Here is a 19,142-nt window from a genome sequence, read left to right on the forward strand (position 1 = left end):
GGGTGAGCAGGGGGCGTTCACCGTTCTGGTTCGGATTCTCCGCGCACCGGCTTCGCCGGTGCTCCCCGGTGGGGGAGCTTCGCTCCACCCACACCCCCTCAAAACCGTCCGCCGCCGCTCGGTCCACATCCTCCTGGGCGGTGTCCGGGCCTGTTTGCGGCGTCACCGGGGTTCGTCACCTGTCCCTCGCGGGACCTCGCCGGTGGTCGCCTTCAACGTCACCAGTGCGGACGTGATCGGCATGAAGCCGTGCCGGGGCTTGAGCAGCGCCCAGTCGTTCGGGGCGGCGGGCCGGCCACCTTCCCCGACGGCGGAAGGATGGCCGGACGTTGGCCGCGTCGAATGCGGTACCGACGATGGACACGAACTCCAGGCCGGCCTCGTGCTACGACCCGCCAGCCCTCCGTCGAGCCCCGTCCCGCTCCCGCCTGCGCAGCTCGAGCGCGTTGCCATCATCGATTTCGCAGCTCGCGCTCATATGCCCTCAGCACCCGCCGGTCTCTGGCCTGGCTCACCAGGACGATGAGCCAGATCGCCACCACGAGGAACCCCACCACCCGGACGAGCCAGACGAGCGTCGGGTACACCACTGCCGCACCCGGCACCACCACGGCAGAACGCTCGCGGGCAGAGTCCGGCACCGACACCTCGTACCAGCCGTCGGGCAGCGGCGGCCCGATGTTGTACCAGTCAGCGCGGCTGACACCTGAAACGAGGTGCACCCGGCCGGTGACGGTGAACCCCGCGGTCGACCAGTGCCCGGTGCACTTGGTCTCATACGGCGTCCACCCGTCGCCGGGCAACCGCCTGTAGCAGTGGTCGACCGTCGCCTGGGTCGAACTGCCCGGGAAGAACCCGGTGACGAGGCTGAGCGCGAGGACGACCGTTCCCCAGAGTGCCCACCACTTCCACACGAACTCAGTATTGACGACCGTGACCGCGCAGACCGGTCCGAGCCTCGCCCGCACCGGTCGGGATGTCCGTCGCGCAGGCGGTCGAGCGCGCAGCGGCGCTGTGGTGCGGCGACCAGCGGGGACAAGGCGGGCGGTCCGCCGGCTACGGGCACAGATGCGATCACGCCGGTCTGGGAGTGGGAGCACCCGCCCGACGGCCTCGACGTCTCACGGGACGGTCACACCCAGGTCGACGCCGCCGACGTGCAGCGCCTGCCTCAGGCCACTCGCTAGGGTGCCAGCCGCGGCGGAGTTTCTCGACCGGGCCGACACCGACGCCCAGCTGAGGGCGTTCTGATGCGCTGGCTGGTCGACTCCGTACGCACGCCCGACCAAGACCAGTGGGTGTGGGCATGGCGACGGCACGGCTCTGGCCGGGCTGCTCCGTGGGGTTCGTCGGGGCGCTGGTGTCGGGTTCAGCGGGGCGGCTTCGACGACATCGAGCACTGTGCGTGGGCCGGGCCGCCGATGACCACGGTGCACCGGCCGTTCGCGGAGATGGGTGTCGCGGCCGCGCCGCTGGGGCTGGCCCTGGGCCGCCGGTGAGCGGCCGACGCGGAGCCGGGTCCAGCTCGGTGCCGTCCTGGTGGTGCGCGGCAGCACCGCACCGCCCGCCATTCGCTGAACGTCCTGGGCCCGGCAAACCCTCGCGCAGGATGGTCGGCCCGCGCCTTTCTGTCACGTCCCCAACGATCGCCAGGTTCAGCGCGATGGCCATGACGGGGGCGCTCGCCGGCCGTCGCTGAACTGGCCCGTCGCTACGACGTCGACGTGACCGGCCGACCTGGCCGTGCACGGCTGAGGCGCGGTGGCGACCGTACCTCAGCCGTGCCGTGTGCAGATCCGGCGTCAGCCGGCGCTGCAGGATACCGATGGCCAGTTCCATTGGCCGTTGGCCATGATTGTGACGCCGAAGTTGTTGCCGCTGCCGTTCGGCTTGCCGACCATCACGTACTGGCTCGGCCAGGTTGCGCTCACGTTCCAGGTCGAGCTGACCACCGCCGGCGCCGGGAGGTTCATCGTCACGGTCCAGTTGTTGGAGCCGGACACTGCGACGTTGAGGTTGTAGCGGTCGCCCCACCGCTGGCCTGCGGACAGGGTGGCCGTGCAACCGCCGCCGCCGCCACCGCCACCGCCGCCGCCACCGCCGCCGCCGCCGTCGCCACCGCCACCGCCGGAGCCCTCGCTTACGGTGATGTTCGAGCTCACGCTGCTCTGGTAGCCCTCAGTGGCCATGATCTGGTAGTTCGGGGTGCCGATCTGCAGGCCGGCGTTGCGCCATGCGTTGAAGTGGGTGCCCACGGAAATGGTGCCGCCGGTGCGCTTGGCCTGCCGGACGCTCCAGTACTGGTAGAACGTCGCGGTGCCGATGATCGAGGGCTGGTTGACCCGCTGCGTGCGGTAGATGTCGTAGGTGCTGCCGTCGGTCGTGACCGAGCCGAGGCGCTGCGCGCCGGTGCTCGGGTTGTAGTTGCCGAAGTTCTCGACGACGTAGTACTCGATGAGCGGGTTGGTCGTCCAGCCGTACAGCGCGAGGTAGCAGTTGCCACCGCAGTTGAACGAGCCGGAGTAGTTGACCGTGTGGGTGGTGGAGCCAGGGTTCCAGCCCTTGCCGACCACGGAGTTGTTGAGGTTGCTCATCTGTACGCTGTAGCTGCCACCAGCGCCCAACGTCATGTTGACGTTGCCGCTGTCTTTCCAGTACGAGAAGAAGTACCCGTTGTGGGTGCCGGTCTGGTTCGACGTGATGGTCCGGTCCGACTCGGCATGGGCCGGGTTGACGGCGACCAACGAGACGGTCGTTAGAGCGAGTGCACTGGCCAGGCTGATGAGCAGGCGCAGGCGCCGGGGGCGGCGCGGCCGGGCGCTCGCTTGAGCGGGTGTGTCGTGCACGCATTCCTCCTCGATAAAGCGGGGGTGAGGTGGCTCGACGGTCGCAGTCCATGCGTCGACGGTCGGATTGGCGGATCGATGTACGTCAAACGCCGAGCCAGCGCGATTATGAGCACGCCGTTGCTGGGCTGGCAAGAATTTTCGGAGGAGTTTCGAACGGTCCTTCAGCGGAGTGGAACGCTGCGAAGGGCGGTCGTGCAGGTGGAAGGTATTCGATGCGGCGGTCCGTCCACGGAATGCTTCGAGCATGGAATCGGGTGGCATACGAAATACGAGTTTTTCGAAACATTCTTTGAGCTGGGTCCACCGCAATGGTGCGTCGGCTGTCCGATGTGAACATGATCGAAGGCGGATCTGCCGCGGTGACGCACGCGCCGGGCGCGGATGGGCGATCGCCGACCGGCACGGGCCGCGCGGACACCCTCCTCGTGGCCGGCGCCGGCGGGCACGACAGATTGCGGCGGCTTGGCGCGGAGCCCTGCGATCCGTCCCTGGTGGCCTCGGGACTACCGGCGGCGGCACGTCTCGTCCGGCCTGCCCCTCGACGTCCACGGCGTCGCGCCGAAGGAGGAGACCGGGATCGACGTCGAGGTGGACACGACCGTCGGCATTTCCACGAACCCGGACCACGTCGTGGAGTACACGGATGGGGAGGTGCGGCAGCAGTTCTCGATCTGCTTCCGGGCCGCGCCGGTCGGTGGCGCTGAGCCGCCGAGCAACGAGAGCAGCGAGGTCCGCCGGATCTCCCGCGCCGAGCTGGACCGGTTGACCATCCGCCCTTCACGGCGGCCCGGGCGGGCGCCAACGGACCGCCGGAGCCCCGGACCATCCTCACCGGGAGGAGCCGGGGCTGCGGCGACGGCGGTCGCTGGCCGGAGCGACCTCAGTCGTAGGGGTAGGCCTCGTGCGAGGCCTGGACCACGTTGCTGCCGTAGATCTGGATGATTGCCGACACCCGCACTTTGTGTACGTCGAGTTGGCGCAGCGGGGGCAGAGCCGGGTCGGCCGGGAAGAAACTTCTGGAGTTCGTGGCCGGGCAGTATCCGGGGGTCGCCGCGTAGGCGAGCAACGTGCCGTCGAATTTGTACGCTCTCATTTCGATCCAGCCGCAGATGCGGGCGGCGTTCGTCAGGGAGAAGACGCCGAACAGGGACGGCGCGTAGGTGTGGGCCGTGTTGTTCGCGTTCCACCTGATCGCAGCGCCTGGCGCGATGAACTGGGAGGTGAACGGATCGGTGATCAGGCCGAGGTCGATGGTTCCGGTGTCGAACAGGACGTAGTCCGTCTCTCCGCTCGCGTGGGCGGTCCCGGCTGTGCCGACCAGGCCGGCAACGACGGTGGTGCCCACGACCGCCGCGGCGATCGCCCGGCGGACGGCGGCACCGCGGAAGCGGGTGAGGTTGGACGCGAGTGACATGTGCATTCTCCTGTCATGGAGCCGGATGTTCCGGGCTTACGGACCGGAGTGGACGTTGCTGCGCCCTCCGTTGTCCGCGGCTGACCTCCGAAGGCCGCTGCGCCGATCCTCGGGACGGACCGTTTGCGCATCGTTTGCGGACCGTTAGCCAGCGCACCGGACGCCGTCCGGAGTCGGGAAACCGACCGTGGACGGGGTGCAGCCGGCGCCCACCGCCGGACCGCCGGCTCCCGTACCAACATGGCCACGGCGGCGACGCCCCCGCGGGCGCGGTCAGTGCCAGCGCAGGGCGAACCGGTCGGCGGGGTGGATCTCCTCGCCGGCGGGGGTGCGGACGACCAGGACTGGTACACCGTCGGCGAGGCCGAACCGTTCGCGTTCCCGGCGGGTCGGCATTCTTGCGGACACGACGCCGCCGGGTGGGACGCGGAGGATCTCGTCAGGGGTGGACAGTGGGCGGCGGGCTGGGCGGGTCGTTACCGGGCCGACGCGGATCGACTTGTCGGGGGCGAGGAACAGCAGGCCCTCGCGGCGCAGGACGGCGATGCCCTTGAGGGCCGTGTCGCGGCCGACGTCGTGCTCGTGGGCGAGTGCGGCGGCGCTGGGCACCGTGGCCCCTGGCGGCAGCGTCCCGGCCATGATCATGGCCCGGAGGGCGTCGGCTACGCGCTCGTACCGTGGTGGCATCCGCCGACTGTAGCCACTAGGCCACAGGTGGCGGAAGGCGTCAAGCGGTCGTCGCGCCCAGGGCGCGAAAAGCAACGGCGGTTGTCGCGCCCTGCGCGCGAAAAGCAACGGCGTCGAGCGGTCGTCGCGCGCAGAGCGCGAAAGCAACGGCGTCAGGCGGAAGCTGCGCCCAGGGCGCGGAACGCGAAGTCGGTGACCTGCTCGGCGGCCCGGGTCGCTGCCGCGTCGTCCCGGGGGCTCTGCGCCATGCGCTCCTGGAACGCGGCGGACAGTGCGGCGGTGATGGTCCGGGCGTCGGCGTCGGGGTCGGCCCAGGGCAGCGAACCGTCGGCCCGGCCCCGCTCCAGGATCAGTGCGATCGCCGCGTGGTGCGCGCCGGTCATCCGGGCCCGCTCGGCGGCGTAGCCGGCGGTGCCCATCAGTTCGCCGCACGACATCGCCAGGACCCGGCGGCGGCGGTGCCGGTCCGCGGTCAGCGACAGGAACCCGCAGATCCACGCGCGCAGCGCCTCGGGCGGGGTCGCGGCCGCAGCGGCGGCCACCGTCAGCTCGGCGTGCACCCGGTCGCTGGCCCGGCGGAACATCGCGAGCAGCAGCGCGTCCTTGGAGTCGAAGTGCCGGTAGAACGCCCGCGTGGACAGGCCCGCGGCGGTGAGGACGCCGGTGACGGACAGCCCGCCGCCGTCGGTGTCGACCAGGCACTGGTACGCGGCGTCGATGATCCGCGAGCGCTCCCCGGTGTCTGCGGTCACGGACATCAGCCCATGCTACTGCGTGCAACGGCGGCGCAACGGAGTCGTCGTATCATCCACGTTCGTCACGTCGTCGATAGAGGAGCGTCCATGACGGAGCCGGTGGAGCCCATCGGTCGCCCGGTCCGCACACCGAAGACGGCCGAGCTCATCGCCGCCGACCTCCGTGCCCGGATCGTGCGCGGCGAGCTGCGCGCAGGCGACGCGCTGCCGCCGGAGACGCTGCTGATGGCGCAGTTCGGGGTGTCCCGGCCGACGCTGCGGGAGGCGTTCCGGATCCTGGAGACCGAGTCGCTCATCGCGGTGCGCCGGGGCGCGCGGGGCGGTGCGCACGTGCTCTCGCCGGACCGCGCCGTCGCGGCCCGGTACGTGGGGCTGCTCCTGCAGCTCGACGGCGCCACCATCGGCGACGTGCACCAGGCGTGGGCGGTGCTCGAGGCGGCGTGCGCGGCCAGGCTGGCCCGGACCCGGACCCGGCAGGACCTGCTGGACCTGCGGGCGTGCGTCGAGGGTTTGCAGGCCGCGGCGGGCGCCGTACCCGACCCGGCGGGGTGGGCGCGGCACGCGGCGCGCTTCCACGACCTGGTGCTGCAGCGTTGCGGCAGCCGGACCCTCGCTGTGCAGTGCGGCGTCCTGCAGGACATCGTGGCCACCCACGCCGGGCCGGGCACGCCGGAGCAGGCCGAGCTGCCGCGACGGTTGTTGCGCTCGTACGCGCGCCTCACCGACCTCGTCGAGGCCAGGGACGCCGAGGGGGCGGAGCGGCACTGGCGCGCCCATCTGGAGCTGTCCGCCCGCGGGCCGCGGCGCTCGACCGCGGTGGTCGACCTGTTCAGGTGACGGTGAACGCTGACGGTGAACTAGGCTGCGGCGGGTGAACCCGTACTTCGTCTGGGAGGACCACGCGCCGGGCGAGGGGTGGCGGCCGTTCACCGACCTGCACGACCCCGCCGTCGCGATCGAGCGCGTCGAGGTGGCGCGGCAGACGCTCGTCACGATGTTCGGCCTGGACCCGGCGGTGGTGCCGCTGCGGGTGGTCGCGTCGGTGACGTTCCTCGGGGTCGCGTCCCGGCTGCTCGCCCCGCCGCTCGTCACGCCCCGGTACCCGGCGCCGGAGCAGCTGTACTGGAAGCCGGTAGCCGGTGGTCCGTGGCCGATGGCGTGCACCGCCCCACCGGCCGGCGTGGCCACCGCCGGCGGGTACCGGGACCGGATCGTGCTCGGGCTCGTCGCGCCGCTGCTGGAGGTGTTCCGCGACGCGTTCCGGCTGTCGCCGAAGGTGCTGTGGGGCAACGTCAGCTCGGCCCTCGCCGGGGCCGCCGGCCAGCTCGGCGACCCGGCCGCCTGGGCGACGCTCGCCGAGCTGCTCACGCTCGCGCCCCTGGCCGGCACCGCCGACCTGCACGGGCGGGCCCTGCGGCGGCGCAACTGCTGCCTGTACTACCGCATCCCCGGCGGCGGCACCTGCGGCGACTGCGTCCTGCGTCCCGCGTCCTGAGGCTGCCGACGGCCCGGCGGCCGGGCGCGGTCAGCGTTGTGCGGCCGTGCCCAGCAGGTGGCCGTCGTGGTCGGAGACCGTGACCTTGTCGACGTTCGGCAGCTGGATCGAGCTCGCCCCCGTCACCCGCGCCGACGCCGACGCCGTGCGTCCCCAGCAGGCCGCCTGCTCCTCCTGGCCGCCGCGGCCGACCACCCGCAGCACGTACGGGCCGTCGCCGGGCAGGCCGCTGAGCTCGAGCGCGACCGACACGCCCCACTGCCGCGGGGTGAGCGTCGCCCGCCCCGACAGGGCGCTGCCCGCCGCCGCCACGAACTGCACGACCGTGCCCGCCGGCGCGCTGGACTGCGCCACCTGCTGCTGGCCGGTCGGGCCCGGGTCCGCCGCCCGCTCGGGGGTGGCCCGTGGCCACAGCACGGCCCCGGCGGTGAGCAGGGCGGCCGCGGTGACGGCCGCCGCGGCCCCGGCCAGCAGGCCGGCGCGGCGCGGGCGGGTCGCGGGCGCCGCCTGCCGGCTGCGGCGCAGCAGCGCGTCGAGGCCGTCGCGGGTCGGCGCCTCGATTGGTGCGGGCGGGCCGGCCGGCAGCCGTTGCAGCAGCTCCGGTACCGGCGCCAGCCGGCCGGTCTCGGCGCGGCAGTCGGCGCAGCCACTCAGGTGCGCGTCGACCCGTGCCTGGTCGGCCTCGTCCAGGCCGCCGAGGACGTACCCTCCGAGCAGCGGGCGCACGAGCTCGTGCTCACCGTGCTGCGCAGCGCTCATCGCAGCACCCCCATCTCCTCGAACACCGCCCGCAGGGCCCGGACCGCATAGTAGGCACGGGACTTGACGGTCCCCTCCGGCACGGACAGGCGGCGGGCGGTGTCGGCGACGGTACGCCCGTCGTAGTACACGGACTCCACGACCTGCCGATGCTCGACGGACAGCCGGTCCAGGGCGGCGCGGACGAGCCAGCCCTCGACGAGCTCGTCGACGTTGTCGGCGTCGGCGACGGCCGCGATCGCGTCCGGGTCGTCGACCAGCCGGGGCCGGCGCTGGTCCGCCCGCCATGCGTTGCTGACCACGTTGCGGGCGATCGTCAGCAGGTACGAGCGGGTGGTGTCCCGGCTCACGTCGATCCGCCCGATGTGTTTCCACGCCCGCAGGAGCGTCTCCTGCACGAGGTCCTCGGCGCGGTGGCGGTCGCGTTCGTACCGCGAGACGAAGCCGAGCAGCACACCGTAGTGCTCGGTGTACAGCGCGGTCATCAGCTCCTCGTCCGTGGTCAACCGGGTCTCCCTCGTCGGCGCGGGTCCTGCTGACGTCTACCCCACCAGACAGTTGCGGGTTCAACCACCCTTGCGGGCATCCTGACGCGGAAGACCCCGCGCGCCGGGCGGCGGGCGGGGTCTCCAGGATGAGCGGGCGGTTCGGTGGACAAGGCAGAGCGGCGGCGCGGGGCGACCGGGTCAGGCGGTGCCGCGCGGGGTCGCCCGGCGGAACGCGAGGACGGCGACGACCAGGCCGGCGAGGCCCAGCACGAGGCCGGCGACGCCGAGGCCGACCGCGGTGCCGTCACCGTCGGCGTCATCCTCGCCGTCCGCCACGGCGACCGGTCCGGCGGCGGCAGACGCCGGCGCGTCGGCCTTCTTGGTGAGCTTCAGCACCGGCGCCGGGTGCTCCGCCTCGGTGCCGGCGGCCGGCTCGTCGATCCAGCGGACGACCTCGCCGTCGGAGTACGTCTGCAGCGCCTTGAACACGATCTGGTCGGTCGCCGGCAGCGGGCCGAGCGACACGTCGAACTCCTGGAACTGGTGCGGCTTGATCGCCGCGTCCGGAGCCGCCGTCCAGGTGATCTTCACAACAGCCTCGGTGATCTCGCCGTCGTCGGTCTTGATCGGGGTGGCGAGCTTGCCGTTCTCGGCGACCGCGGTCCAGCCCTGGACGGGCTTGAGCGACACCGACCCGATCGGCTTGTCGGTCGGCAGCGCGATCTCGAGCTTGGTGGTGGAGGCGTCGTCGCGCTCGTTCGGCACCCGGAACGTCACCTTCGTGTACCCGCCCTGCGTGGCGGTGTTCGGGTTGACGGTGACGTGAGCGGAGGCGGCAGCGGGGAGGGCGAGTGCAGCGGCGGCGGCCGCAGCGACGGCGACACCCGCGCGGACCACGTGGGTCAGGCGCATGATGCGGGCTGTCCTCTCGGGAAGACGGTTTGGCAAGGTTGACGGGTAGTCGCCGCCGGCCGCCGGAAAGTTCCCGCGATTTTTCCGGTCGCTCAGGCGAGGTCGGCGGGGTCGGCGTACGCGGTGCCGAGCGCGGTGACCGCGAACAGGCCGACCGCCAGGAGGTGCACCGCCGTGCACCACAGGCAGATCGCGTCGAGGGTGAACAGCTCCGCGAACACGAGCCAGACGACGAACAGCACCCCGACGGCCGAGAACGCGAGCCGGGCGAGCCGCACGTCCCGGCGCGGCGAGCGCCACAGCAGCGACAGGACGGCCATGACCGCGAAGTACAGCAGCCCCAGGACGGCGACGGGCACCCCGAACACCGCCGACTGCTCGCTGGTGGTGACCTTCAGGCAGTTCAGCGCGCCGGTGTCGGGGCACGCGAGGGTCGTCGAGGACGTGTAGTGCTCGACCGTCAGGTACACCGACACGGCCAGCCCGAGCACGGACAGCACCAGCGACACCGGCGGTACCCACCGCTGGACCAGGGGGTCGGCGACGGTCTCGGTCATCTCCACGCCCTTCATCCGAACTTGCCCTGGAACGCGGTGGCCGCGGGGCCGGTGCAGACGTTCGCCGGCTTGTCGCCGGTGAGCTTGCACAGCACGGTGGTGATCGCGTTGGCGTTGCCGAGCACGGCCTTGGCCACCTCGCTGTCCGGGTCGCTCAGCGCCGCCGTGACCTGCTGCGCGGTCATCCCGGCGAGCAGCTCGGGGCTGAACGACGCCCCCGCCGCCACGGCCTGGTTGGCGAAGTCGATGAACGGGATCGCCCCGGCGGACTTCGCATCCACGTACGGCGGGGCGTTGAACTGCTGCACGAGCTTCGCCTGCTGCGGGGTCAGCTGGTCCAGCGGTGCGTAGGAGCCACCCTGGCGGGTCCGGCCGCTGGTCTCCACGCCCTGGAAGGTGAGCACGTCGCTGCTGTACGAGCTGCCGTGGAACGACACCGTCGGGGTGTTCGGGTACACGTCGTCCGATGCGGACGCGGTGATCGTCAGCCCGCTGAACGTGCCGAACCGGGACAGCGCCACCACCACCGGCCAGCGCTGCGCGGCGCAGAACGGGCAGTATTCGGCGCCGACGTAGAGCACCAGGGGCTTGCCGCCCTCGGTGAGCACCTGCTGGCCGGTGACCGCCTTCGGCAGCACCTCCGCCGAGCCGGTGCCGACCTGGTCGAGGGTCGCCGCGGGCACCGACGTCAGGCTCGTGACGATCGCCGCGGCCGCGTCGCCGGTCGGAAACGGCGAGGCCGGCTCGCCACCACCGCCCTCACCAGCGCCGCCGAGCTTCGCCACGACCATCACCGCGAACACGACCAGGACCGCGGCGATCGCGGCGTTGGCCCGGCGCATCCTGCCCTTCCGGGCGGTCGTCCGCTCCTGGATCTTCCGCATGCGTCGCGCGTACTCGCGCGAGTCCCGCTGGCGCTTCGACACGCGCAACCCCCCCCCCACTCGTCTGCCTGGTTAGTCGTTCGGAACCCCGCCAACGGTTCCCTCCGCGCCGGACTTTAGGCAGCGCGGGTGAACCCGTCGCGCTCGGTGAAAGGCCCCGCCACGCCGAGTGCGCCGCAGATCTTGCGCCGGCCCCGGCGCGGGTGCACTGTGGCTTGTCGGCACCAGGAGCACGGACCGAGCACAAGATGCGAAGGGGCGAGCCCACACCATGCAGCGACGACACCTTCTGACAGCGGCGGCGAGCGGCGCGGTGGCCGGGGCCGCCGGCCTGGCCGGCAGCGCCGCGGCCTCGGGGAGCGGGGGCGCAGCGTTGAAGCCAGGCAAGACCCGGCTGATCAGCCTGTCGCACGTCAACGACCCGGCCAAGACCAACATCTATCCGGGCGACCCGGCGTTCGAACTGGAGACGATCGCCACCATCGAGGAGGACGGCTACTACCTGCAGTACGTCCGGGAAGGCGAGGCGACCGGCACCCACTGGGGCGCGCCCGGGCACTTCAACGCCGGCGAACCCCTCGCCGACGACCTCGACCCGAACGACCTGTTCCTGCCCGCCGTCAAGATCGACGTACGGGACAAGTGCGCCCGCAACGCCGACTACGCGCTGACGATCGACGACGTGAAGCAGTGGGAGCGCCGGCACGGCCGGATCCCGGACGAGTCCATGATCATTATGTGGACCGGCTGGGAGTACAAGTGGGGCACCGACGCCTTCCCGAACCTCGACGCTGACGGGGTCCTGCACCAGCCGGGCTTCGCGCCGCAGACCGTCCAGTGGTTCATCGACACCGGCCGGATCGGGCGCAACGGCGGCACCGGCATCGACACGTTCGGCCCCGACCTGGGCACCGACCCCGACTTCCGGGCGTCGCTGCTGGTGTACCGCCGCCACCGGATCAGCCTGGAGATCCTGGCGAACCTCGCCCAGTTCCCCACCACCGGCGCCTCCATCCTGTGCGGCGGCTTCATCAACGCGAAGGGCTCGGGCTCCACGGCGCTCATCTACGGCGTCATCCCGCCCGGCGTGCACGTCTGAACAAACTGCCGCGGGTTGCGGCTCAGGTTGCGCCTCCGGGTGCCGATGCGGTGCGTGTGGAAGGCATCGCCGGCATCGCCACCCGGATGGCAGAGATCCGCTACCAGCTCGCCGCGTTCCGTGCGCCGGCCCCGCCGGTCTCCTCCGTCGAGGGCACCTCGTTCGCCGAGGCGCTGACGGCGGCGTCCGCTTCGGGGACGGCCGCCGCGATGACGGGGGCGGCGGGGGCGTCGGGGACGGCTACGGCGCTTGCGGGGGCGTCGGGCAGGTCCGCCGCGCTTGCGGGGGCTTCGGGGCCGGCCGCGGCGCTGAAGGACCGCTACGACAACGGGCGGATCCCCGCCGCCGCGCTCGCCGAGGTCGGCTCCACCGGCCACCGCCTGGCCGCGCCCGCCGCGGCGGCGATGGAGGCGCTGCTGCGCAGGGCCCAGGCCGACGGCGTCACGATCGGCATCACCGACTCCTACCGCGGCTACGACGAGCAGGTCGACCTCGCCCGCCGCAAGGGCCTCTACTCCCAGGGCGGCCTGGCCGCGAAGCCCGGCACCAGCGACCACGGCTGGGGCCTCGCCGTCGACCTGGACCTTGACGCGAAGGCGCAGGCGTGGATGCGGGCCAACGCCGGCCGGTTCGGCTTCACCGAGGACACCCCGCGCGAGCCGTGGCACTGGAAGTTCACCGGCGCCTGACCTGTCGCGCCGGCGCTACGCTGCGGGGATGCTGCTGTCGTTGCTGCTCACCGCGCATCTCGGCCTGGCCGCGATGTGGTGCGGGTCGATGGGGTACAGCCTGCTGGTGGTCCAGCCGAAGGTCGCCCGGTTCGGGTTCGACGACGACCGGCTCGAGGAGTTCCTGACGCTGCTCGCCCAGGGCAACCGCTGGAAGGTCGTGCCGATCGTCGCGGCCCTGCTGGCCACGGCCGCCGGCGTCGCGGCCCTCACCTCCGGCGGCACCAGGCTCACGTTCCTCGTCATCCTGCTGCTGTACGCCGCCGCCGCTACCGTCTTTGCCGACGTGTCCTGGCGCCACTGGCCGGCCCGGGTGTTCGCGCTGCCGGAAGAGCGCCCCGCGCTGCGCCGGGCCCTGCGCCTGCGCGCCTGGACCATGCTGGCCCTCGTCGGGGCCGCCTTCGCCGCCGCGCTGGTGACCACGGTGTGGGTCGGGCGCTGCTAGGGTTTCGCGGGCGACCCCTGTCGATGCGTCGCCCCGCCCCGACTCGGCAGGAGGACCAGATGCACCCCGCACCCGCCCGCCCGGGACTCGGCTGGAAGCTGCTGCAGAGCTGGTGGGTCCTCATCTCCCTCTTCGGCTTCGGCTGCTTCAGCGGCGCCGGCATCCTCCTCGTCGGCCTGCGCGCCCGCAAACCCGCCTGGTGGGGCTTCGGCGTCGGGTACCTCCTCGTCGGCACCGGCATGATCGTCGCCTCCGAGAAGGCGTCCGACCCCACCGACCCCGCCAGCGGCGGCGGCTTCGCCTTCCTGTGGCTGCTGCTGTGGTTCGTGTGCATCGTGCACTCGTTCGTCCTCAACGTGTACTGGCTCCGCTGGCAGGAACAACGGCGGGCGGCTTCGCTGGCGTACGCCCAGCAGCCGGCCGGTTTCGGCTCGCCGGCGGTGCCGGTCTCGCAGGCCGGGTTCGGCTCTCCGGCGGGGTTCGGTTCGCCGGCTGGTCATGGTTCGCCGGCCGGTTTCGGTTCGCCGGTCGGCCCGGCCTCGGCGGTACCCTATTTGGGCTCGTCCACAACGGCGTCGTCCGGCTTCCCCGCACAGCCCCCTCAGCCGGGCGTCCCTCAGCCGGGCGCCATCCAGCCGGGCACCGGGCCGCTCGGCACCCCGCCGCACGGTTTCCCGTTGCAGGCCTCCCCGTCACACGCCTCCCCGTCACAGGTCTTCCCGTCGACGTCGACAACCCCGTGGCCTGCCCCGACCCCGTGGTCCCCGACCGCTCAGACACCAGCCGCCGGCCAAGGTCCACTGCCTGGCCAGCTGCCGGTCCCGATCGACGTCAACACCGCCGACGCGACGAGCCTCGCGACCCTCGAAGGCTTCGACCCCGCCCGCATCAGCTACGTCCTCTCCGAACGCCACCGCCGCGGCGGCTTCACCAGCCTCACCGACTTCGCCACCACCGCCCAGCTGTCCCCGCACCAGTTCGAACGCCTCCAGCACCGCCTGACCCTCTCCCCACCCCGCGGCTTCTGACCTCCGCACGGCCCCAAGCGGGCGCTTGACCCAGCTGGACCGGTTTCGCACAGCCCGGGCCCGCCGCCGTGCGGGTCGAGTTCCGGTGCACGCCAGCGGGTCGTTGCAAAGCCGGAGCGCACAGCGGAGGCCGGGGTCACAGCGGAGGCCGGGGTGCACAGCGGAGGCCGGGGTCACAGCGGAGGCCGGGGTGCACAGCGGAGGCCGGGGTGCACAGCGGCGGTCCCTGCGAGCCCCGGGATGCGCGGCGGCGGTCGTTGCGACGAAGCCGGAGCGCGCCGCGGCGCGGCAGCTGAGCAGCACGGCGCGGGCTAAGACCGCATCTCGTTTGGGGTTGCTGTAGTCCAACATCATTCGTTGTACAGGCATGGGTGATGTGGAGAAGTACTGCCCGGAGTCGTTGTGGCGTCTCGCGCAGCCGTTGTTGCCCGAGCACCCGAAACGGCATCAGGGCGGCGGCCGCAACCGTATCGATGATCGGGTCGCGCTCGCGGCGATCGCGTACGTGTTGCAGACCGGGTGTGCCTGGGACGGCCTGCCGGAGTCGTTTCCGATCTCGCGTGCCACGGCGCACCGCCGGTTCGCGGAGTGGGTCGAGGCCGGGGTGATGCAGGCGTTGCACCAGGCGATGCTGGACGTCCTGGGCGCGGCCGGGCGGATCGACTGGTCCCGGGCGAGTGTCGACGCGATGCATGTGCGGGCGGTCAAAGGGGGGATCTGACCGGGCCCAGCCCGGTGGACCGGGGCAAGCCCGGCTCCAAGATCCACGCGGTGAGCGACCGGCAGGGGTTGCCGTTGAACGCCGTGGTGTCCGCTGCGAACGTCAACGACCACCGTGTGCTCGAAGATGTGATCGACGGCGTGCAACCGGTCCGCCAGCCGGTCGGACGGCCGAGGAGGCGTCCGGGCAAGCTGCACGGTGACAAGGGTTATGACTACCGGGCCTGCCGGCAGGCGCTGACGCGGCGCCGGATCAAGGCGCGGATCGCCCGTAAGGGCATCGAATCCTCGACCCGGCTCGGCCGGCACCGCTACGTCATCGAACGCTGCCTTGAATGGGTGACCCGCTTCCGCAGATTGGTCCGCCGCTACGAACGGCGAGCTTCCCACTTCGCCGGATTCCTGCGCCTGGCATGCGCACTGATCTGCTACCGCCGAGCCGTCCGCCTCAACCTACTGAACAGCAACAACCCCAAATGAGATGCGGTCTAAGCGACGCGCCGCGGTTGAGCGGCGCGGTGGTTGGGCGGCGCGGTGGTTGGGCGGCGCGGTGGTTGGGCGGCGCGGTGGTTGGGCGGCGCGCGGTTGAGCGGTGCGACGCGGGTTGAGCAGCGCGGCAGTTGAGCTGTGCGGCATGGCGCGGTTGAGCGGTGCGGCGCGGTTGAGCGGTGTACGCCTGGACTGGGTTGCGCTGTCGGCATCGCGCAGCCGGACGCCACGCGGCTGACCACGCGCGTTCAGGTGCTGCGGCGCGGGCCGGCTTGCGCGGTCGGTTTGATGCGGCGCGCGTCGTGGTGCAGCGGGTGGCGCGCGGGGGATCGGATGCTGCGGCGCGGTTCGGGTCCACACGGTCGAGGCGGTGCGGCACGCGTCCGGGCGGTGAGCTTGATGCGGCGCGCTTGAGGGACGCGGCGCTGGTCCGGGGGCCGGCGGGCGGGTGTCGGACCGCGGCGAGATCTTCGGGGCGCGTCGACGACGGCGTCCGCGGGCCGGGCATGTGGACGGAGAAGGTGTGGGTGTCTGAGGGCTCCCGGTGGTGGTGGGTGGTGCAGCCGCGGCGGTCGGAGTCACGGCGAGAGTGGGAGTTGCGGTGGGGGCGGCGCGGTCATCGTGGTGGTCGGCCCCGCGGCCGCTGACGGTGGCGGCGGGAGTTGCGGTGGCGGCGGGAGTTGCGGTGGCGGCGGTGGAAGACGCGATGGCAGTGGGAGACGCGACGGGCGTGGCGTGGTCAACGTGGTGGACGGGTCGGCGGGCGCTGGCGGGGATAGCGGGAGATACGGCAACCGTGGGGGCGGCGGCGCGGCGCTCGGTGAAGGGGTGGGCTGGCGCGGCGCCCGCTGGTGGGCGGCTCGGCGTCGTGACTGGGGCAGCGGCCGCAGCTGTGGCCGCGGTCGGCGAGGTGGCAGCGACATGTGCTGCGGCTGGAGCAGCGAGATGTGCCACGGCCTCGGCGGGAATGGCGGGACCAGTCTCGGCTGCTGTGGGTGCCACGGGTGCGGTCGGAGTCACGGGTGCGGTCGGAGTCACGGGTGCGGTCGGAGTCACGGGTGCGGTCGGAGTCACGGGTGCGGTCGGAGTCACGGGTGCGGTGGGTGCCGCCGAGGTCCTGGAAGTCGTTGCTGCAGCTGGGACCGGGGGCACGGCAGGCGCAGCGGCCGGAGTGGCCGGGGCGGCCTCGGCGGCAGAGACCGGGATCGCCTCGGCGGCGGTCAGGGGCCGGGCGGCGTGCAGCCGGGACAGCTTTGTCGCGTGGCGGGCGACCAGGCCGTGTCGGCGGGCCTCGGCGTGGTCTGCTCGGGCGCGGAGCCGGGTCTCGCGGCGGTGCCAGCGTTCGGCGCGCGCGGCGGCGAACTTCGCGTCCCAGTCGATCGACTCGAACGGTGGCAGTGGACCGGAAACCGGTGCGTCCAACGAAAAGTATGGGCGTGGCACGTGCCGCCTCCCCCCGGTAGGCGCTGCACCCCATTCTCGAGCCCTCACACCCCCGCGTCCAGCGCCATCACCCGCAGCAGCCGCCCGCGTGCGCTGTGCTATCGGACGAGGAGGACCACGAGGGTACGGGGGCCGTGCACGCCCTCGACGCGGTTGAGTTCGATGTCGCTGGTGGCGGACGGGCCGCTGATCAGGGTCAGGGGGCGGGTGGGGGTGAGGCGGGCGAGCAGGTCCGGGACGGTGTGCACGACCTGGTCGGCGCGGACCACGCAGAAGTGCCGGTCCGGGACCAGGGTGATGGCCCGGCGGCCCTGGTCGGGGGCGCCGTCCAGGGCGATCGTGCCGGTCTCGGCGCACGCCGCGGCGCAGGCGGTGACGACGCCGGCGAAGGTGTCCAGGTCGCGGGGGGCGAGCGTGCCGTCGTCGGTGACGGCGTCGAGGTCCCAGGCGGGCGGCAGGCCCGGGGGGACGATCAGGCGGCCGCCCGGCGGGATCGTGGCGGCCACGGCGGCGCGCAGGTCGGCGGGGAGGGTGGCGGCGGTGGTCGGCACCACCGTGGCCTTGTAGTCCACGAGGCGGTCGACGAGCAGGTCGAGCAGCTCGGGGGAGCCGGGTGGGTGGTTGCCGGTGCGCCGGTAGTCGCGGGGGACAGCCGGTGCGACCGGGTCCGGGCCCAGGGCGGCGCGGATGCGGGCCAGCACCGCTTGGCGTGCGTCAGTCACCGATCGCCTCCGACGAGGACGAGGACGAGGACGAGGACGAAGGGGGAGGGGAAGAAGCGGAAGGGGGAGGCGAGGAAGAAGAGGAAGGCAGAGGGGAAGAAGCAGAAGGGCGAGGAGACGCGGCGCGGGTGCGCCACCACTCGCGGAACGTCTGGCCGGGCGGGCGGGGCAGGTCGCGGCTCGCCGTCCAGGCCGACAGCGGCGGCGGCAGGGTGGTGATGCGGTCGTCGCGGCGGCCGAGCAGGCGGCCGAGGCGCATGAGCCGCTCCGCCCCGCGGAACCGGGCCGGCCGGGCCATCACCCACGACATGGCGGCCATGGCGACCGCCTCCGGCGACGGCGTCGCCCGCGTGGCGCGCTCCTCCACCTGCCTGGCCCGCAGGTGGACCAGCATCGCGGGGATGTCGATGCGCACCGGGCAGGCGTCGAAGCACGCCCCGCACAGGCTGGACGCGTAGGGCAGGGAGGCGTTGTCGGCGATCCCGGTGAGCTGCGGGCTGAGCACGGCGCCGATCGGGCCCGGGTACACCGAGCCGTACGCGTGGCCGCCGGTGCGCTCGTACACGGGACACACGTTGAGACACGCGCTGCACCGGATGCAGTGCAGCGCGGCGCGGCCCGCGGGGTCGGACAGCACGGCGGTGCGGCCGTTGTCGACGAGGACCAGGTGCACGTCCTGCGGGCCGTCGCCGGGTGTGACGCCGGTCCACAGCGAGGTGTACGGGTTCATCCGCTCGCCGGTCGACGAGCGTGGCAGCAGCTGCAGGAACACCTCGAGGTCGGTCCAGGTGGGCACGACCTTCTCGATGCCCATGACGGTGATCAGCGTCTGCGGCAGGGTCAGGCACATGCGGCCGTTGCCCTCGGACTCGACGACCGCGAGGGTGCCGGTCTCGGCGACGGCGAAGTTGGCGCCCGAGACGGCGACGCGGGCGGTGAGGAATTTTTCGCGCAGGTACGCCCGGGCCGCCATCGCCAGCTCGCGGGGCTCGTCGGACAGCTCGCCGGCGCCGGGCATCGTGCGCCGGAAGATGTCGCGGATCTCGGTGCGGTTGCGGTGGATCGCCGGTACGAGGATGTGGGAGGGCCTGTCCTCGCCGAGCTGGACGATGAGCTCGGCGAGGTCGGTCTCCAACGCGGTGACGCCGCCCTCGGCGAGCGCCTCGTTGAGCCCGATCTCCTGCGTCGCCATCGACTTGACCTTGACCACCTCGTCGGCGCCGGCGGCGCGGACCAGGCCGAGCACGATCGCGTTGGCCTCGGTGGCGTCGCGGGCCCAGTGCACGGTGCCGCCGCGGGCGGTGACCCGCTCCTCCAGCTGGACGAGCAGCTCGGGCAGGCGGGCCATGGTCGCGGCCTTCACCGCTTCGCCGGCCAGGCGCAGCTGCTCCCAGTCGGGGACCTCGCCGACGACCGCGGCCCGCTTGCCGCGGATGGTACGGGTGGCGTGGCCGAGGTTGCGCCGCAGCTGGGTGTCGGCGAGTGCGGTGCGGGCCGCGTCGGGGAAGGGCTCGTCGCCGCGCAGCGCACCCACGCCCCGCGGCGCGTACACCGGCATGCCGAGAAACGTCTGGCTCATGCCGTCACCTCCGCTGCGCTCCGGCGTCGGCCTGAGCTCCACCCTGAGCTGCTGATTCGCAGCCCTCCGCTGCGCTGCGGGCCGCTCAT

20 protein-coding genes are annotated in these 19,142 nt (G+C 72.6%); 7 read left to right on the forward strand and 13 right to left on the reverse strand.

The window, feature by feature from the left end; translation table 11 throughout:
- Positions 1-452 precede the first annotated feature (452 nt).
- The 6 genes from AB0H83_RS49470 to AB0H83_RS49495 all read right to left on the reverse strand — a co-directional run bounded on the left by AB0H83_RS49470 (position 453) and on the right by AB0H83_RS49495 (position 5,708).
- Positions 453-914: a hypothetical protein gene (locus tag AB0H83_RS49470; RefSeq protein WP_360110176.1), complete on the reverse strand. Its 462-nt coding sequence runs from the start codon at positions 912-914 to the stop codon at positions 453-455.
- 888 nt (positions 915-1,802) lie between these two features.
- Complete coding sequence (locus AB0H83_RS49475; RefSeq protein ID WP_360110179.1) at positions 1,803-3,095, reverse strand: glycoside hydrolase family 11 protein; 1,293 nt, start codon at positions 3,093-3,095, stop codon at positions 1,803-1,805.
- A 257-nt stretch (positions 3,096-3,352) separates the two neighbouring features.
- Positions 3,353-3,619 carry a hypothetical protein gene (locus AB0H83_RS49480; RefSeq protein WP_360110181.1) on the reverse strand — a complete coding sequence of 89 codons (267 nt, stop codon included), beginning with the start codon at positions 3,617-3,619 and terminating at the stop codon, positions 3,353-3,355.
- A gap of 110 nt (positions 3,620-3,729) precedes the next feature.
- A complete protein-coding gene (locus tag AB0H83_RS49485) occupies positions 3,730-4,263 on the reverse strand; it encodes a hypothetical protein (protein WP_360110184.1) in 534 nt (177 codons plus the stop codon).
- Between the two features lie 273 nt (positions 4,264-4,536).
- Positions 4,537-4,950 (reverse strand): GntR family transcriptional regulator, encoded by a 414-nt coding sequence (locus AB0H83_RS49490; protein ID WP_360110187.1) that lies wholly within the window; start codon positions 4,948-4,950, stop codon positions 4,537-4,539.
- 152 nt (positions 4,951-5,102) lie between these two features.
- On the reverse strand, positions 5,103-5,708 hold the full coding sequence (locus AB0H83_RS49495; RefSeq protein WP_360110190.1) for a TetR/AcrR family transcriptional regulator: 606 nt from the start codon (positions 5,706-5,708) through the stop codon (positions 5,103-5,105).
- Between the two features lie 84 nt (positions 5,709-5,792).
- Here AB0H83_RS49495 and AB0H83_RS49500 point away from each other — a divergent pair, with 84 nt between their 5' ends.
- Positions 5,793-6,542 carry a GntR family transcriptional regulator gene (locus AB0H83_RS49500; RefSeq protein WP_360110193.1) on the forward strand — a complete coding sequence of 250 codons (750 nt, stop codon included), beginning with the start codon at positions 5,793-5,795 and terminating at the stop codon, positions 6,540-6,542.
- A gap of 34 nt (positions 6,543-6,576) precedes the next feature.
- The gene (locus AB0H83_RS49505; protein WP_360110196.1) at positions 6,577-7,200 is read left to right on the forward strand and encodes a (2Fe-2S)-binding protein; all 624 of its coding nucleotides are present in this window, start codon (positions 6,577-6,579) and stop codon (positions 7,198-7,200) included.
- 30 nt (positions 7,201-7,230) lie between these two features.
- Here AB0H83_RS49505 and AB0H83_RS49510 read toward each other — a convergent pair whose 3' ends face one another.
- The 5 genes from AB0H83_RS49510 to AB0H83_RS49530 form a co-directional block, all read right to left on the reverse strand.
- Positions 7,231-7,959 carry a zf-HC2 domain-containing protein gene (locus tag AB0H83_RS49510; RefSeq protein WP_360110199.1) on the reverse strand — a complete coding sequence of 243 codons (729 nt, stop codon included), beginning with the start codon at positions 7,957-7,959 and terminating at the stop codon, positions 7,231-7,233.
- The gene (locus AB0H83_RS49515) at positions 7,956-8,465 is read right to left on the reverse strand and encodes a sigma-70 family RNA polymerase sigma factor (protein ID WP_360110202.1); all 510 of its coding nucleotides are present in this window, start codon (positions 8,463-8,465) and stop codon (positions 7,956-7,958) included. Before AB0H83_RS49515 ends, AB0H83_RS49510 begins: the two co-directional genes overlap by 4 nt.
- 180 nt (positions 8,466-8,645) lie before the next feature.
- A complete protein-coding gene (locus AB0H83_RS49520) occupies positions 8,646-9,359 on the reverse strand; it encodes a YcnI family protein (protein WP_360110205.1) in 714 nt (237 codons plus the stop codon).
- Between the two features lie 92 nt (positions 9,360-9,451).
- Positions 9,452-9,916 carry a vitamin K epoxide reductase family protein gene (locus tag AB0H83_RS49525; RefSeq protein WP_360110232.1) on the reverse strand — a complete coding sequence of 155 codons (465 nt, stop codon included), beginning with the start codon at positions 9,914-9,916 and terminating at the stop codon, positions 9,452-9,454.
- Between the two features lie 11 nt (positions 9,917-9,927).
- Positions 9,928-10,800: a DUF929 family protein gene (locus tag AB0H83_RS49530; RefSeq protein ID WP_360110208.1), complete on the reverse strand. Its 873-nt coding sequence runs from the start codon at positions 10,798-10,800 to the stop codon at positions 9,928-9,930.
- Positions 10,801-11,071: 271 nt separating this feature from the next.
- Between AB0H83_RS49530 and AB0H83_RS49535 the strand changes: the two genes are divergently transcribed.
- The 5 genes from AB0H83_RS49535 (at position 11,072) to AB0H83_RS49555 (ending at position 15,300) form a co-directional block, all read left to right on the forward strand.
- A complete protein-coding gene (locus AB0H83_RS49535; protein ID WP_360110211.1) occupies positions 11,072-11,899 on the forward strand; it encodes a cyclase family protein in 828 nt (275 codons plus the stop codon).
- 50 nt (positions 11,900-11,949) lie between these two features.
- Positions 11,950-12,588, forward strand: a complete 639-nt coding sequence (locus tag AB0H83_RS49540; protein ID WP_360110214.1) for a M15 family metallopeptidase — start codon at positions 11,950-11,952, stop codon at positions 12,586-12,588.
- A gap of 28 nt (positions 12,589-12,616) precedes the next feature.
- Positions 12,617-13,072: a hypothetical protein gene (locus tag AB0H83_RS49545; RefSeq protein WP_360110217.1), complete on the forward strand. Its 456-nt coding sequence runs from the start codon at positions 12,617-12,619 to the stop codon at positions 13,070-13,072.
- A 59-nt stretch (positions 13,073-13,131) separates the two neighbouring features.
- Positions 13,132-14,100: a helix-hairpin-helix domain-containing protein gene (locus AB0H83_RS49550; protein ID WP_360110220.1), complete on the forward strand. Its 969-nt coding sequence runs from the start codon at positions 13,132-13,134 to the stop codon at positions 14,098-14,100.
- 367 nt (positions 14,101-14,467) lie between these two features.
- Positions 14,468-15,300 (forward strand): IS5 family transposase gene (locus AB0H83_RS49555; protein ID WP_360110223.1). Its coding sequence is split into 2 segments (ribosomal slippage): positions 14,468-14,804 and positions 14,804-15,300, totalling 834 coding nucleotides; the frame shifts between segments, so codons are not numbered across the junction.
- A gap of 1,550 nt (positions 15,301-16,850) precedes the next feature.
- Here the strand turns inward: AB0H83_RS49555 and AB0H83_RS49560 are convergent.
- Together AB0H83_RS49560 and AB0H83_RS49565 are read right to left on the reverse strand one after the other, a co-directional pair.
- A complete protein-coding gene (locus AB0H83_RS49560) occupies positions 16,851-17,474 on the reverse strand; it encodes an LUD domain-containing protein (RefSeq protein WP_360110226.1) in 624 nt (207 codons plus the stop codon).
- Positions 17,467-19,053 (reverse strand): LutB/LldF family L-lactate oxidation iron-sulfur protein, encoded by a 1,587-nt coding sequence (locus AB0H83_RS49565; protein WP_360110229.1) that lies wholly within the window; start codon positions 19,051-19,053, stop codon positions 17,467-17,469. The genes AB0H83_RS49560 and AB0H83_RS49565 overlap by 8 nt, the downstream gene beginning before the upstream one ends.
- Positions 19,054-19,142: the final 89 nt, after the last annotated feature.

It is taken from the genome of Dactylosporangium sp. NPDC050688 (assembly GCF_040654515.1).
Lineage (GTDB): Bacteria > Actinomycetota > Actinomycetes > Mycobacteriales > Micromonosporaceae > Dactylosporangium.